The 14,304-nt window shown below is 51.1% G+C and carries 17 protein-coding genes; 3 read left to right on the forward strand and 14 right to left on the reverse strand.

The window, feature by feature from the left end:
* Positions 1-150: 150 nt before the first annotated feature.
* Entirely contained in the window at positions 151-702 is a 552-nt protein-coding gene (locus tag C8N40_RS00225) for a hypothetical protein (RefSeq protein ID WP_108209813.1), read from the forward strand.
* Between the two features lie 464 nt (positions 703-1,166).
* Here the strand turns inward: C8N40_RS00225 and C8N40_RS00230 are convergent, their stop codons facing one another.
* The 4 genes from C8N40_RS00230 to C8N40_RS00245 all read right to left on the reverse strand — a co-directional run bounded on the left by C8N40_RS00230 (position 1,167) and on the right by C8N40_RS00245 (position 5,310).
* Positions 1,167-1,547 (reverse strand): co-chaperone GroES, encoded by a 381-nt coding sequence (locus C8N40_RS00230; RefSeq protein ID WP_108210397.1) that lies wholly within the window; start codon positions 1,545-1,547, stop codon positions 1,167-1,169.
* A gap of 17 nt (positions 1,548-1,564) precedes the next feature.
* A complete protein-coding gene (locus tag C8N40_RS00235) occupies positions 1,565-2,092 on the reverse strand; it encodes a hypothetical protein (protein WP_108209814.1) in 528 nt (175 codons plus the stop codon).
* 97 nt (positions 2,093-2,189) lie between these two features.
* On the reverse strand, positions 2,190-3,395 hold the full coding sequence (locus tag C8N40_RS00240; RefSeq protein ID WP_108209815.1) for a homogentisate 1,2-dioxygenase: 1,206 nt from the start codon (positions 3,393-3,395) through the stop codon (positions 2,190-2,192).
* A gap of 250 nt (positions 3,396-3,645) precedes the next feature.
* Positions 3,646-5,310: a S41 family peptidase gene (locus tag C8N40_RS00245; protein WP_108209816.1), complete on the reverse strand. Its 1,665-nt coding sequence runs from the start codon at positions 5,308-5,310 to the stop codon at positions 3,646-3,648.
* A 244-nt stretch (positions 5,311-5,554) separates the two neighbouring features.
* Here C8N40_RS00245 and ruvX point away from each other — a divergent pair, with 244 nt between their 5' ends.
* Entirely contained in the window at positions 5,555-5,971 is a 417-nt protein-coding gene (gene ruvX, locus C8N40_RS00250; RefSeq protein ID WP_092100475.1) for a Holliday junction resolvase RuvX, read from the forward strand.
* The gene (gene def / locus C8N40_RS00255) at positions 5,968-6,537 is read left to right on the forward strand and encodes a peptide deformylase (protein WP_108209817.1); all 570 of its coding nucleotides are present in this window, start codon (positions 5,968-5,970) and stop codon (positions 6,535-6,537) included. The genes ruvX and def overlap by 4 nt, the downstream gene beginning before the upstream one ends.
* A gap of 84 nt (positions 6,538-6,621) precedes the next feature.
* Here def and C8N40_RS00260 read toward each other — a convergent pair whose 3' ends face one another.
* The 10 genes from C8N40_RS00260 to C8N40_RS00300 form a co-directional block, all read right to left on the reverse strand.
* Entirely contained in the window at positions 6,622-7,047 is a 426-nt protein-coding gene (locus C8N40_RS00260; RefSeq protein WP_211318017.1) for a hypothetical protein, read from the reverse strand.
* 260 nt (positions 7,048-7,307) lie between these two features.
* Complete coding sequence (locus C8N40_RS22520) at positions 7,308-7,484, reverse strand: hypothetical protein (RefSeq protein ID WP_170113986.1); 177 nt, start codon at positions 7,482-7,484, stop codon at positions 7,308-7,310.
* A gap of 527 nt (positions 7,485-8,011) precedes the next feature.
* Complete coding sequence (locus C8N40_RS00265; protein ID WP_108209819.1) at positions 8,012-8,536, reverse strand: GNAT family N-acetyltransferase; 525 nt, start codon at positions 8,534-8,536, stop codon at positions 8,012-8,014.
* A 22-nt stretch (positions 8,537-8,558) separates the two neighbouring features.
* On the reverse strand, positions 8,559-9,623 hold the full coding sequence (locus tag C8N40_RS00270) for an FUSC family protein (protein WP_108209820.1): 1,065 nt from the start codon (positions 9,621-9,623) through the stop codon (positions 8,559-8,561).
* Between the two features lie 113 nt (positions 9,624-9,736).
* Entirely contained in the window at positions 9,737-10,198 is a 462-nt protein-coding gene (locus tag C8N40_RS00275; RefSeq protein ID WP_108209821.1) for an SRPBCC family protein, read from the reverse strand.
* Between the two features lie 146 nt (positions 10,199-10,344).
* Positions 10,345-10,857, reverse strand: coding sequence for a hypothetical protein (locus tag C8N40_RS00280; protein WP_108209822.1), 513 nt, complete (start codon positions 10,855-10,857; stop codon positions 10,345-10,347).
* 138 nt (positions 10,858-10,995) lie between these two features.
* Complete coding sequence (locus C8N40_RS00285) at positions 10,996-11,421, reverse strand: PH domain-containing protein (RefSeq protein WP_108209823.1); 426 nt, start codon at positions 11,419-11,421, stop codon at positions 10,996-10,998.
* A 460-nt stretch (positions 11,422-11,881) separates the two neighbouring features.
* Positions 11,882-12,328, reverse strand: a complete 447-nt coding sequence (locus tag C8N40_RS00290; protein WP_108209824.1) for a nucleoside deaminase — start codon at positions 12,326-12,328, stop codon at positions 11,882-11,884.
* Between the two features lie 174 nt (positions 12,329-12,502).
* Positions 12,503-13,468, reverse strand: coding sequence for a TlpA family protein disulfide reductase (locus tag C8N40_RS00295; RefSeq protein ID WP_146173485.1), 966 nt, complete (start codon positions 13,466-13,468; stop codon positions 12,503-12,505).
* Positions 13,469-13,756: 288 nt separating this feature from the next.
* On the reverse strand, positions 13,757-14,275 hold the full coding sequence (locus tag C8N40_RS00300) for a DUF421 domain-containing protein (protein WP_108209826.1): 519 nt from the start codon (positions 14,273-14,275) through the stop codon (positions 13,757-13,759).
* Between the last annotated feature and the right edge of the window lie 29 nt (positions 14,276-14,304).

Genomic DNA, 14,304 nt, shown 5'->3' on the forward strand with positions numbered 1-14,304 from the left:
CCATGCTGTAAAGAAGCTTGGCCTCCGGAGGTTAAGCCTACACGACAAGCCACCAGGTTCCTTTCAGGATGACAGGGTGAAAAGAATGGTGTCTCTCCCAGGAAGTATAAACATAGCCGTACATCCATATTTATTCGCTATTTTGGCTCTATGAAAAGATATCTTATTGCCTCCCTGTGCCTGCTGTTGCTGGCGGCCTGCACCAGGACACAGTACCCGCTGAGCAAACCGCAGCAAGCCTTCTACCAAAGTATGAGCAGCCTTTGTGGCAAATCCTTTAGCGGCAAAGTAATTTTCCCGGCTGATGGCAAGGACCCGTTTGCGGGAGCCCCGCTCACTATGATCGTGCAAACCTGCTCCAATACAACCCTCCGTATCCCATTTTGGGTGGGTGAGGATAAATCCAGGACTTGGGTAATCAGCAAGACGGCAGAGGGACTGCAGCTGAAGCACGACCACCGGCACGAGGACGGCACCCCGGATGAGGTGACCATGTATGGCGGCATTGCCTCTACCGCATCTACCGAACAGGAGCAGCGCTTCCCGGCGGACGCTTACACAGCGCAACTGCTGCCCGCCGCCGCTACCAACGAGTGGACGCTGGCCCTCAGCCCCGATGGCCGCACCTTCAGCTACATCCTCAAGCGCGACAACCAACTCCGCTTCCGCGCCGACTTTGACTTGACGAAGCCGCTGGAGTAAAGTATAAACCTAGTCTTCCTAGGAGGCAAGGCTGTATTATCCAAGCAAAGTGATTCGGTATGGCGCGAGCGTCCACGCTCGTGACCGGCTATCGTTGGGCCTCTGGCCCAGTCGGATTACAAATCCGACCACATAACAAGGCACGGGTTGCAAACCCGCGCCAGCAAGTGGGGGATGAAAAGCCACGGCACCGAGTAGAGGAACTTTGCGAACAATAGCTTCCTGGCGCGAGTCTCCAGACTCGTGACTTGGTGTAATGTTGAGTCTCTGACTCAGCTGGCCCGTAGGGCCAGGAAATAGCCGGCCACAAGCGTGAACGCTCGCGCCATAAGTATAATCAAGGTCAAGTATAAAGTATGAAAAACACGAAGCCCGGGCCATAGCAGCCCGGGCTTCGTGTTTTAAAGTATAAACTACAGGCAAGTATACTTCAGCAAAGTATAAACTCCCCTGCTAAATACCAGTTACAAATCCTCTTCACGCACCAGCATCAGCACTGCCGACTGCGGCACGATAAAGTATTTCTCGCCCTGGTAGTTGATCTCGATGGCGTCGCGTTGCAGGTAAATGGCCAGGTCGCCCTCTTTCGCCTGAAGCGGAATGTAGCGCACCTCCTCTTCATCCTCCTCCTTCCAGGTATCTTCTTCGTAGCCGAAGTCTGCAGGGATAGGATAGCCCGGCCCTACTCTCATGATATAGCCCTCCTGCACCTTCTCCTTTTCCTGCACCCCCGGCGGCAAGTATAAACCGCTCTTGGTCTGGTCGCTGGAGGTTTTAGGCTTTATCAGCACGCGGTCGCCCACAATGATGATTTTCTCTAATTTGTTACCCTCTGAAATTCTCATCTGTATTGTATGCATTCTTATAAAGGATCTGCGGTTACTTTGAATCGCATATCAGCCTTGATAGTTATGTCTTCTGTTACCGGCTTTGCGATTTCGGCCTGTGTCCGGATGGTATAGTTGTCGCCCTTGATGTATTCGTCCAGCTTGGCGTTGGTTGACTTGAGTTTTAGCACGCTGGTTCCTGTGGGCACTTCATCCAGGTAGGCGATTTTCACCTCCGGCTGCTTCTCGCTGGAAATGTAGAGCTCAATGCGCTTCAGGAAATCAAAATTCTGTGTTTTAGGCTCCGTTATCGTCAGCTCCAGCCGGTTCAGGCTTACATTCTTCACTAACTCGGCACGCGTCTTATTGTTCTTAAACGTTTCCTCTGAGTTTGTGGTGATGGTAAACGGTGTGGCTGGCACAAGCGCTCCTAAAGGAAAACCAGACTCAATCGTAAACGTCTCCTCTTCTTCGATGTAAAAAGTAAGCAGGTCTTCGATTTTCTCACAGGCAGTAGCCACAACTGCAAACAGCAGCACAGCCACCAGCATCATTTTTCTCATCAGGGTGTCAAGTATAAAGGGTATAAGACAAATACGGCGGGAAAGGCCAGCCCCGGAGACTACCTTTCCCGCCGCAAGTTACAAAACAAGAAGCAGTTTAGTCAAACATATCGCCTATGCGCACCTTATCATCACTGTCATCGTTCCAGCTCATCGGGTACTTTTCGTCCAGATAAGCCAGGGCATCCTCGGTCAGGTGCAGCGGCCGGAAGGTATCTATCATCACGGCATACTCCTCGGTTTCCTTCTTGCCTATACTTGCCTCCACAGTGCCCGGGTGCGGCCCGTGCGGTATGCCTCCGGGGTGGATGGTGAAAGAGCCGCGGTCCACGCCTTTGCGGCTCATGAAGTTGCCCTCCACATAGTATAGCACCTCGTCGGAATCTACGTTGGAGTGGTTGTAAGGTGCCGGAATGGACAGCGGGTGGTAATCGAAAAGGCGCGGCACAAAGGAGCAAATCACGAAGTTGTGCGCCTCAAAGTTCTGGTGCACCGGCGGCGGCTGGTGGATGCGGCCTGTGATCGGCTCAAAATCCTTGATGTTGAAAGCATAAGGGAAGAAGTAGCCGTCCCAGCCCACGACATCAAACGGGCTTGATTTATAGTAAAACTGATGCAGCTCCCCCTCCTTTTTCACCTGCACCAGGTACTCGCCCTTCGCGGTTTCGGTGATGAGCTCCAGGGGCGGGCGCATGTCGCGCTCGCAGAACGGTGCATGCTCCAGCAGCTGGCCAAAATGGTTGCGGTAACGGCGCGGCGTCTCTATCGGGCTAAACGACTCAATCACCAGCAGCCTTACCTGCCGCTCGCCCTTATCGAAGCGGAATTTGTGGATAACCGTGCGCGGGATGACCAGGTAATCGCCGGGGCCAAACGGAATGCGCCCCATCTGGGTAAGCAGTTCGCCGGTGCCGTCGTGCACAAACACCACCTCGTCGGCCTGCCCGTTTTTATAGTAGTAGTCCATCTCAAGCTCCGATGGGTTGCAGAGGCTGATGGCTACATCGCTATTAAACAGCAGGGTTTTGCGGGCGTTCAGGTAATCGGGACCGGTGACGTTTGCCTCCACAGTGCGCAGGTGCTGCGGCGCCAGCTTCACGCCTTCGGCGCGTTTGGGTGCAAACGGCCTGGGCTCCCTGATGCGGCTGATCTGGGTGGGCGGGTTGATGTGGTACAGCAGCGAGGATACGCCACTGAAGCCCAGCGTGCCTACCAGCTGCTCGGCATAGAGGCTTCCGTCGGGTTGCCGGAACTGCGTGTGCCGCTTATGCGGGATCTCCCCTAGTTTATGGTAAAAAGGCATATAGATTAGTTTTTAAGGTGCTGTTATATTCTACTCGTATCTCGTATCACGTATCAAGTAGCACGACTATTTTGACAATTAGACAAAAGACCGTTTGACAAAGGATCCTGCGAGTACGCTAATCATCCCTCTCCCTTTCAAAAATGAAGATTCACGAACGTGGGGCTAGGGAAATAGTCATCATCAGAACTCTTTTATCTTATGTCACCAAGTCCTTTGCCGAAAAGTCGTGCTACGTGATACGTTAAGGCTACATGCTTCCTGCTGCCAGGCTTTGGGCGCGGCTAAAGTGCTTCAGGCCCTGCAGAAACTCCTCGTCCGACTGGTGCAGCACCGGGAAGAACCCGTCGTTGCCGTACACGCTGCGGGCAATAAAGGCTTTCAGGTGGTTGCGCAGCAGGTCCCTGGAACGCTGGAACTGGGCATCGTTATACTCCACCCCGGAGGCTTTGGCCGTCTGCACCACCTCCTGCAGCATCTTGTCCGTCACCTCGAAGTTCTTGTTAAACTTCTCAAACGGCATTTTCTCCAGCTCTTTCTTATGCTTCTGGTAGTAGTTCAGGCTGTACTCCCGGATCACATTCTTGTTGTAGAGCTGGCTCAGGTACTCCGACAAAGCCGTTGTGTCGCGGGGCACAAACACATCGGGCATAATGCCGCCACCACCATACACGGCCCTGCCAGCCAGGGTTTTATACTTTAAAGAGTCTACCAACAGGCTGCTGTCCGGGTGGAAGTACTCTCCGTTTTCGAAGCGGTGCAGGATGTCCATCTCATACTCGTCCGTGTCGCCCTGCTTGTAGGGTTTCTGGATAGAGCGCCCGCTTGGCGTGTAGTAGCGGGAGATGGTCAGACGCAGTTCGGATCCGTCGTTGAGCGGAATCGGCATCTGTACCAGCCCTTTGCCAAAGGAACGGCGGCCCACAATCAGGGCGCGGTCGTTGTCCTGCAGTGCGCCGGCCACAATCTCGGAGGCCGAGGCGCTGCCCTCATCCAGCAGCACCACCAGCGGACCTTCCTCAAACACGCCCTTGCGCTGGGCAAAGGTTTTGGAGTCGTAGCGGGTGCCTTTGCCGTCGGTATACACGATCATCTTGCCGTTGTCTATAAACTCATCTGCCATCCGGATGGCGTGGTCCATGTAGCCGCCCGGGTTGCCGCGCAGGTCGAGCAGCAGCTGTTCCATGCCTTTCTCCCGCAGGGCCTGGAGCGCCGTCATAAATTCCTGGTAAGTGTTGGCTGAGAAGCGGCTGACCTTGATGTAACCTGTTTTGTTGTCCACCATGTAGCTTACATCCACGGAGTGCGTCGGTATTTTGCTGCGCTCGATGGTTAGGTTCAGCGGCTTCCTGGTGGCGTTGCGCTGGATGGTGAGGTTTACCTTGGTGCCTTTTGGGCCGCGCAGGCGCTTGAATACGCCCTCGTTGTTGATGCCGATGCCGGCCACGGTTTCGCCGTCTACCTTAATGATTTTATCCCCGGCCTGTACGCCCGCCGCCTCAGAAGGGCCGCCGCTGAGCGGAGTGATCACGTAAATGGTATCCTTGAAGATGTTGAACTCCACGCCGATGCCCTCAAAGTCGCCCTCCAGGTAGGAGCGCGCCATGGCCAGTTCATCGGCCGGGATGTAGGCCGTGTGCGGGTCGAGCTTCTCGAGCATCTTAGTGATGGCATAGTCGGTCAGTTCCTCCACGTTCACCGTGTCCACGTAGTCGCGGTCTATGTAGCTGAGAATGTCGCGGAACTTAAGGTAGCTTTTGGCCGTGCCCTGCGGGTTGGTGGTGGAGGGGGCGAACATGGTAGCGCCCAGCAGCAGGCCCACCACCAGCGCCATACTTACGAACAGCGGCAGCCTTACCTGGAACGGGGTGTTCCGGACCCTCCTGTTTTCCTCACCATGCTCTCTATTGTCCATGTGCTTGAAAGTATAAAATCAGTAAAAATGCCGCAGTACAGGCAGGGCAAAGTAGTACAAATTTTACCTTAAATATACTGAAGCCTACTATATCTATACAAATACAAATTTGTTTAAGTTGCTCTATACAAGGTATACTTAATAGCCGCCCCGCCAACAGGCTAAAGTATGGCCCGCACTATCAGATTAATTTTTAAACCCCTACCTTTGCACTGGTAACCACAGCATTGGCGAGCGTATACATATGGGCAGAATTTTAGGGATTGACTACGGAACAAAGCGGGTGGGCCTGGCCTCGACGGATCCGCTCCAGATTATAGCAAGCCCCTTAGAAACCGTTCATGCCCAGGATGTGTTGTCTTACCTGAAGGCGTACGTGCAGCGCGAGCCTGTGGAGGCCTTTGTACTGGGCATGCCCAAGCGCCTTTCCGGCGAGGCCACCGACAACACGCAGCATGTGGTGGGGTTCCAGCGTAAGCTGCAGAAGGAGTTTCCGGGCATACCAGTGCACCTGGTGGATGAGCGCTTTACCTCCAAGATAGCGCAGCAAAGTATGCTGGCCGGGGGGCTGAAGAAGAAGGCCCGCCAGGACAAGGCAACCGTGGACCGCATCAGCGCCGTTATCATTTTACAGTCGTATTTAGAAAGCAGAAACATATGATTTACCCAATTACCGCCTACGGAGACCCGGTTCTGAAGGAGCCGGCGCAGGACATCCCGAAGGACTTTCCGGAGCTGAAAGAGCTCATTGACGATATGTACGCCACCATGTACCACGCCCACGGCGTTGGCCTGGCTGCCCCGCAGATCAGCAAGGGCATCCGCCTGTTCGTTATCGACTCGGAGCCGATGATGGACGACGAGGACAAGGGCAAGGGCGTGAAAAAGGCCTTCATCAACCCGGAGATCGTGGAAGAGGACGGCGAGGAGTGGGGCTTTGAGGAAGGCTGCCTGAGCATACCCGGTGTGCGCGAGGTGGTGTACCGCCCGGAGCGCATTGTGATCCGCTACTTCGACGAGGAGTGGAACGAGCACGAGGATACTTATGACGGCATGACCGCCCGCGTGATCCAGCACGAATACGACCACATCGAGGGCATCCTGTTCACCGATCACCTTTCCGGCCTGAAGAAGCGCCTGATCAAGAACAAGCTCACCAAGATCTCCAAAGGCGAGGTGGACGCAGACTATAAAATGCGTTTCCCGGCCCTGGCCAAAAAGCGCTAAGGTTATACGTTAAATCTATACCAAAACCGGCCTGCTACAGTAGATGTGGCAGGCCGGTTTTGGTATGCTAGAGTTATACTTGGCTTACTCTGTTACAGTCAGTGTATAGGTATCATTCAACACAATTTTTTCTCCTCTATAGTAGTCAAATTCCTGCCCATTGGCTATCTCTCCTTCTTCAGCCTCCACAAGCCTGATTTGAATTGTCTTTGGTGTACTGAAGTCACGACTATTGTATACCCCCAGAAGAGTAGAATGGCTTGTCACTATAGGTGAGATAGTATTGGGATACAGCACAAAAGTAGCTTCTCTGGTTTCGTAATCGACTCCCATCTTAGCTGATCCGGAAAAAGCAAGTTTTACGGTTTGAGGAAATTGAAAAAGCCCGTTTACGGTTATAGGTAGTATCAGTTGGGTAATAGCATCTTTGGACCTGATAACTAAGGTCTCTTCTGCAAAATTAGCAGGTATACCAAAGATGGGTTTAGACGTTTTCTCCTCGTAGTTCAACTGCATGCCCGTTTTATGCTGTAGGGCGCCAAATTCGTAACTTAGCACCTTCAGCTCCAATGGGCGGTTGCCGCGGTACATGTTGTCTTCCACAGACTCCAGACGAATTACCCTTTGCTTTTGCCCGGGCAGGAAAGGAATTCTAAGCAATTGCTTGGTATCATCATACCTCCCTATTTGTATACTGTCCTTCCGAAGGCTACTCTCAAAGAAATTAGGATATTCCCCATCACTAGCGCCATAGTCCAGGTATAAGTATCTTATTCATTGTATTCCTGGTCCAGTTCAACGGTAACTTCAACAACATCTCCCCCCTCCACAAGGGTTTGGCTGGAGCTACTCATCGTTACGTTTACGCTGGCTGGTTCCGGTTCATCTTCTTTACAGCCCCAGAGTACGAGGCACAGGCTAAGGCAGAGCAGGATTTTTGGTTTCATAGGAATTTGGTTAGGTATGTAGGATTGGTTTATAAGCTCCTTTTAGCCTATGGAAGTATGATGCCTGCCCTTCAACTCTTTCCTGTGCCCCTTCCTGCATCCTTCTGCCCCGCTTGCGCTTCTTACCCTGCCCGAACAGGCCAGAAGTTCCGAGCGGAAAAGGCGTTATACTTCCAGCTCATCAGCTTTCTTAGGTAAAGCAATAGATGAAAACCTTCTGCGCTATGAATATACAGATAAAACCATATTTATCATCCTTCTTGCTAAAAAATATCACATTTCTGGTTACACTTTATACTTGAAGCGACTGCTTTATACTTCTGGCGACCCTTCAACAACCGCTATACCTCTGGAAATAAACCTTATTCCTAGCCACATGGCGCTATTGAAGGCTTACTGAAGGTACAGGCTGACGGACGTGAAATTGCACTTGTTACTTTAGCGCTCAGGTGCATGAGTAGGACTCAAAGTATAAAAGCCGCTTGCTATACTTTGGCAAGCGGCTTTTATACTTTGAAGAAAGGAATTTATACTTGCCCGAACGCCTCCGGGTATTTTACGGTGCCTGTCACGCCCTGCAAGCCTCCTGTTACCAACTCAATGGCCATAAAGGCGTTTTCGGGCACGTCAAAAGGTGGTTTTATTTGCCAGGTAATGGCCGGTGCAAAGCCAAATTTGGGATAATACGCCTCGTGCCCCAGCACAATCACAGAGGCGTAACCCAATGCCCTTGCCCTGCTCAGGCCATGCGTTATCAGTTTGCCGCCAATTCCCTGCCGCTGCCGTGCCGGCTTTACGGCCATGGGCGCAAGGGCCAGGCTATCGAACGAGCGTCCGTTTTTATCTGTGATTTTGATTTTGGTGAACAGGATGTGCCCCACTACCTCCTCTCCAGCTACGGCTACCAGCGACAACTCAGGTATAAAGGCATCGCTTTCGCGCAGCAACTCTACCAGCTTCGCCTCGCCTTCCTGCCCAAATGCCGCCTTGTTCAGCTCGTACACCGCCTGGTGATCTGCCGGTTGCTCCTGCCTCATTTCTATCTGACCCATTCTGTGCCAAGTATAAAAGCCCCTATTCCATTTCCTTCTTCCGCCGCGCCATTGAAAACCTGGTGGCCCTGATCTGCCGGGTGGCCAGGAAATGGAGCTTTTCGTTGTACAGCACCCAGCCTCCAACGGCGCCCACCATACTTCCAATCAGGATATCGAAAAAGCGTGTTTGGATCATGGCCGTCGGGTCGACGGTTAGGGCGGTGCCGGTTTCGGCCAGGAAAATGGTGAGAATGGTGATAAAGACCACTGCAATAGCGTAGTTGCGCACCACCAGGAACTCCACGATGATCTGCAGCACGATGATGCTGATGCTGATAGCCAGCAGCGAGGGCTGGAGCAGCAGGATGAACCAGGTCAGGACCAGGCCCAGAAAGGTGCCCAGGATGCGCTGGGCGCTCCGCTGCCAGACGTGCGTGGCACTGACGCCCTGCATCACGGCCGCGCAGGAGGTGGGCACCCAGTAGGCTTTCTCCAGTTCTAGCATGTAGGCAATGAGCAGCGAGAACCCGACAAAACTCCCGAAGGTGACCGACTCGATAAAGTTGACATACTGGTTCTTGGACACCTTGATCACCTCGTCCTGCCCGCGAACCTTCCGCAGCGTAACCAGGCTGTAAACCAGGCCAAGGATACAGGAGATCATGGTGCCGATGCCTGCAAGCCCAATCTGGTACGGCGCCGTCTCGAGGTTGAAGGGCATGGAGATGGCCACGGAGGCAATCATGATGAAGAAGAAGTTGCCCGGCGGCCGCACCATCTTGACGTAGTACAGCACCAGGTGCACGGCAAACGCATACAGCCCCAGCACCACCGAGGCCACCACCGGATGAAACCCGAACAGCACCCCCACCGCAAAGGAAACCATGATGCCAAACGAGCTGGCCATGAGCACAATCATTCGCCGGGCTATACTTTGCGACTGGATGTAAAGTATAACCAGGGCCGCCATGGAGGCTATTTTTCCATCCTGCAGGTGATCGGTGTAATACCCCACCAGCACCGGCAGGCCCACGCACACCCCCGCCAAAACGGGCAGGTGCCACTTCCGATCGGTCTTTCTGAATTCAAAGAGTTCTTTTAGCATCCCTTACAGCCGCCCGTTATAACTGGTGTGACGCCCATCAAAGTATAAACGGAGCCAGCTGCGCAAATATACGGCTGATATTTGGAAACAGGCGACCGGGAATTTACGCAGCGCTATACTTCCGGCTTCATGAAATCGAAGGCGCCTTTCCGTAAGTTAACGCCGTACTCGAGGTACGCCTTGAGGCAGGCCAGGAAATTCGCCCAGCCTTCGGTGTTGCCTCTCAGCCAGCTGATGCCCGCCTCGTCGTTCTCCATTTCTTTCTCCGTGATGGTTACCAGCGTGGCGTTTTCGCCTTTTGGCGTCAGGGTCATCTCCACGAGCAGTTCCTGGTCGCCATGGTCCCAGAAATAGGAAACATACTTGTCTTGCTCTATCCGGCCCACCCTTACCGGGAAACGCTCGTCAAACTCCGGAAACTTCCAGGTCACGGTTTTGCCTGCCTCCATTGGGCCGGAGCTTTCCGAGATAAAGTAGTTCGACATTTTTGCCGGATCCACGATGGCTTCAAACACTTCGTTGGCAGGTTTTAGCACCTGCAGCGCTGCCTTAACTTCCAGTTTCTGATCTTTCATGTGATTTTATACTTCCATTGTCCTTCTTCTAAAAATAGGAAAAATAACTTGTGCTGCTCAGGCCATACTTGCAAAAAATGCTGATGTGTGCCCTGCACCTGTTTTACACTTCCCGACTATCAGGCACGGCCGCTGCCTTGCGCTGCCTAAGCGGGGCAAGAGGTGTCAGAAGAACTCTTGATGCAGGCTTTTATCGTCACATCAGTCGGGTCGTCTGGCCCAGACACTACGTTGCAGTCGTACATCTCGAAACAATGATCAAACTTCCTGGAGGCGTCTATGGTGAAGTAAAACGTCTTATCGAAGGTCTCATCATAACTCACATTTTCCGGCCTGTGACTCAGCAAGATAACGTTTTTATACTCTGTCCCGAGGTAGGTAGAGGTTGTGCCTGTCTCAACATTAAGCAGCTGCACATAAACACCTGAGGTGCACCCCTTCAAAGCAATTATCCTTCCCTCCAGGCACTTCCCTGCCAGAGCTTTGAGGGGATTCGCTGCGCCGTCATCGTCTTTATCGCAGGCGGAAACGGTTGCAGCCAACAGCAAGGGCAGGCAGTAGGACAGGAATCTTCTGAATCTGTACAGCGGGTTAAATTTTCTTCCGGCAAAGCGGAGCGGGCCAGTGGCCTTGGTTCTTGGGGAGGTGAGCTGCTTCATATAAATTAGTTTTTATAAGGGTTGTTAGATTAAAGACATAGTAAGAATGCAGACCTCCTCCCCCTATACTTACCTCCCTCCAGTCTGGCATATAGGATGGTACGGGCAGTATTTAAGCGCCCGCACCAAGCTCAGGTATTACTTCTCCACTACTTCCAGAGCCGGGTTCACCGCCAGCAGATCTGCGATAAAGGCATCTTTGTCTTGCGGGGCCAGGTAGATTTCGTCGAAGCGGTTATACTTCAGCACCAGGCCGCCCCTGGCAAGCGCAGGCTTTATCCCCACCCACATGGTTTTCCCGTTGATAACTTTGCTGATCTTCCGGATATCAATTGTCCCTTTCAGGAAAGCGGATTTATACTTTAGCTGGCCATTTTCGATGATGTAATAGGTATCAACGTATAGCCACAGGAACAGCGCCAGCGGAGCGGCGAGGGGCAGCAGCAGAAAAGGCTTTTCGGAGAAGGTGGCGCTATCGGCAAAGTACAGGACAACCGGAAGTAGAAAAGCTCCTGCCAGCATAGCATGTATAAAGGTATCTTTTTTGGGGGCGTAGGTTTTCATAGGGTGTAATTTGGCAGTTATACTTTATGTTGTTGTTACTGAGCCACAACTGATTATACTTTTAACTATCAGCGTGCTGTTTTCCATACTTCAGTAGCCATTGCTTCCTTTCCAAACCGCTGCCATAGCCGGTTAGCGTTGCGAGGGTCAGTCCGGATTGCCGCTCTGTTCTACATGTAAGATGTGCAACAACCTGTGAATGATAGGCGTGAAAAACACGGCGGTGATACTTAAAAATGCCACGCCACTGTACAAGGCATAAAAAGATGAAAATATTTTGGCAAGGCAACGGTATTACTATTTCCCTGCGGTTTTCCAGTTTCATTTCTGTAGGAGTTCTTTCACCTGTTTTTCTAGGTGGTCAGCTATACTTCTTGTTGTTCAGAGATTTTGTGCTGATTGGCCGCTAGTATGCGTTAGCCTAGCTTCTGGCGATATTTTGTTGCCCTGCCAACAGAGCTCAACAGCTCAGTTCCCGGCACTCCTGCTCCAATACCCCATCAATAATTTCCGGCGGCGTGCCCCATCTTGAAATGGTTCTGTCTAAGAGAACTGGCAGAGCCGAACTGTACCCACCGATCTCTCCTGTCGTCATGCCGACAACTAGCAATGCCAGCTTATGATGCCGGATGACATAGGAACACATGATACAAGGTTCATGGGTCGTCACCAGGAAGCAGTTGGACAAGTCAGCTGTTCCCAACCTGGCCGTTGCGTTTCGTACTGCTTCTATTTCGGCGTGGAAAGTAATATCCCGGTGCGTTTTACCCCCTTCTATGCCTTCGGCAACAACCTGTCCATCTTTGACAATGACAGACCCTACCGGACTGTCGCCCCGGAGCTTTGCTATTGTTGCAAGTTCGATACACCTTCGCATCCAACCTTCATATTTCTCAGTGTCTGTCATAATGCATACTGCCTGCTATAAAGTGATTTGGTAGAGATAGAATCGAGATAGATATACAAAAGTTCTTGGCTTCAGAAGGGGTGGCCTCTTAAAAAGGTAGGTCTCTTTACAATATGCGTTAACAGGTGGTACAAGCTGTGGATGAGGCGCAGCTTTAAAGGCCTACTAAGTAGATTATAAAAGCGCCTCTATTTGTGCTACTATATCCTTCCCGCTACTGGGCCTGTTGGCATCGAAGGAAACAAACTCGCCACTCTTACCTACAAGCAGGTAGCGTGGATAAGCAACGGTGGTACTGTTTTTCTGATTTTCCAGGATGGAAGACCAGACTTGCTCTTCTAACTGCTTATTCATGTAGATATGCCAGCCCTGAAGGTTATATTTTTGGATGGCGTTTTTCCAACGCTGCTTACTGTTCGGGTGGCTGGTCTCCCGTGCCAAATACAGGTATGCGACTTCCTTTCCCTTCAGTTGTACTTTTAAATCAGCTAAGTGCTGGAATTCCTGTATACAGGGACCGCAGGAACTATACCACAAGTCAACATATACTACCTTGTTGCGGAATTGCGGAAGCTGCACAATGTCATTTAAACTATCGTGCTCCTTATCAATAAATAGTGTCTCCTGGTCCCCGCTATAGCTTAAGTCTATTAGATAGTTGATAAAAAAGGCTGCCCCTGTGATAAAAAGCACTGCGATGAAGGAGAAGGTGACTTTCTTTAAAATGATGAATTTCCGATGAAGAATCAGCTGCTTTATACCTGAATAGATTAAGCTAAAAACCAAGGCAACTACTAACAGGGGTAAGGTTTCCTTTATAATGGTAGGATGTAGTAAATGAGACAGCAAGAACTCAGTTCCATAAACCTCAGCCATCCAGGAGGCATACAAAAAAGCCGACGCGCAATAGGTGATTAAAAGAAGGGCAAGATTCAGCAACAGGACGCGCTTTGTTCGTCCTTGGCCAAGATGAGGAAGCAAGTAATACAGATTCCCAAAGAATATAAGGCCCATGCCTATAAATAAGCATGAAGTATAGAGCAGCATAAAAAGGGACTTCTCATCTGTTTTAATAACAATAAAGAATCCCAGCAGCATATATATAATGCCAAATACTACCAGGTCAATGTTTTTTTTCATGGCTGGAGGAGGAGTGTTTCATGTGCTTTTTCGCTTTTGTTCGATTTATCCACTACAACTAGAGTATAAACAGAACCCTATTCCGTTTATACTACCAAATCCGGCACCTAAACAGAACTGGACCATCGAATATACTATATAGCAACGATAATATAAAGAATTAAAGAAGCTATTCTCCGATAACCTTAGTAAAATAGATAAGCAGCTGTGCCTATACTTTCACGCACCGAAAGTATAGGCACTAAGTATAAATCATACTTCTGGCATTTATCCTACCACCGTCTTAGCTCACAGCCTTTTGACATTCTGCAGCACCGAGCTCTCCGTACTTTCCAGTTCCTTAATTACACTGATGCTTCCTTCAGTCTCCAGGATAACAGCGCCCACTCCTTCTACAGAGCCGATGCCTTGATTACGCATCGCTGCCAGGATCTCCTCCTGGGTAACCCGCTGCGCCCGCATGGCCTCCCACAGAAACTTTCCTTGGTAAAAGAGCAGCACCGGTGTCGCCTTTACCAGGTTGCTCAGCTTTTTAGATCGTACCGATGCCCAGGTGATGGCATACTGCAGGAAGATAAGCACGGCAAAAGCCATTGCGCCATCCATTAGCGAAACATCTTTTGACAGCAGCACCGTAGCCAGGGTAGAACCTAGTGCAACGGTAACTATAAAATCAAAGGAATTCATCTTAGATAATGTTCGCTTGCCTGACAGGCGCAGTTGAATGACAAGCACCACGTAGGCTAACACACCGATAACGAGCGTTCGCAATACGCTTTCCCAACTGTCGAGTAGTAGTTTATCCATAACAAGAATTTTAAAGTGTAGTATTTCCC

Origin of the sequence: Pontibacter mucosus, assembly GCF_003054055.1 — a bacterium.
GTDB lineage: Bacteria > Bacteroidota > Bacteroidia > Cytophagales > Hymenobacteraceae > Pontibacter > Pontibacter mucosus.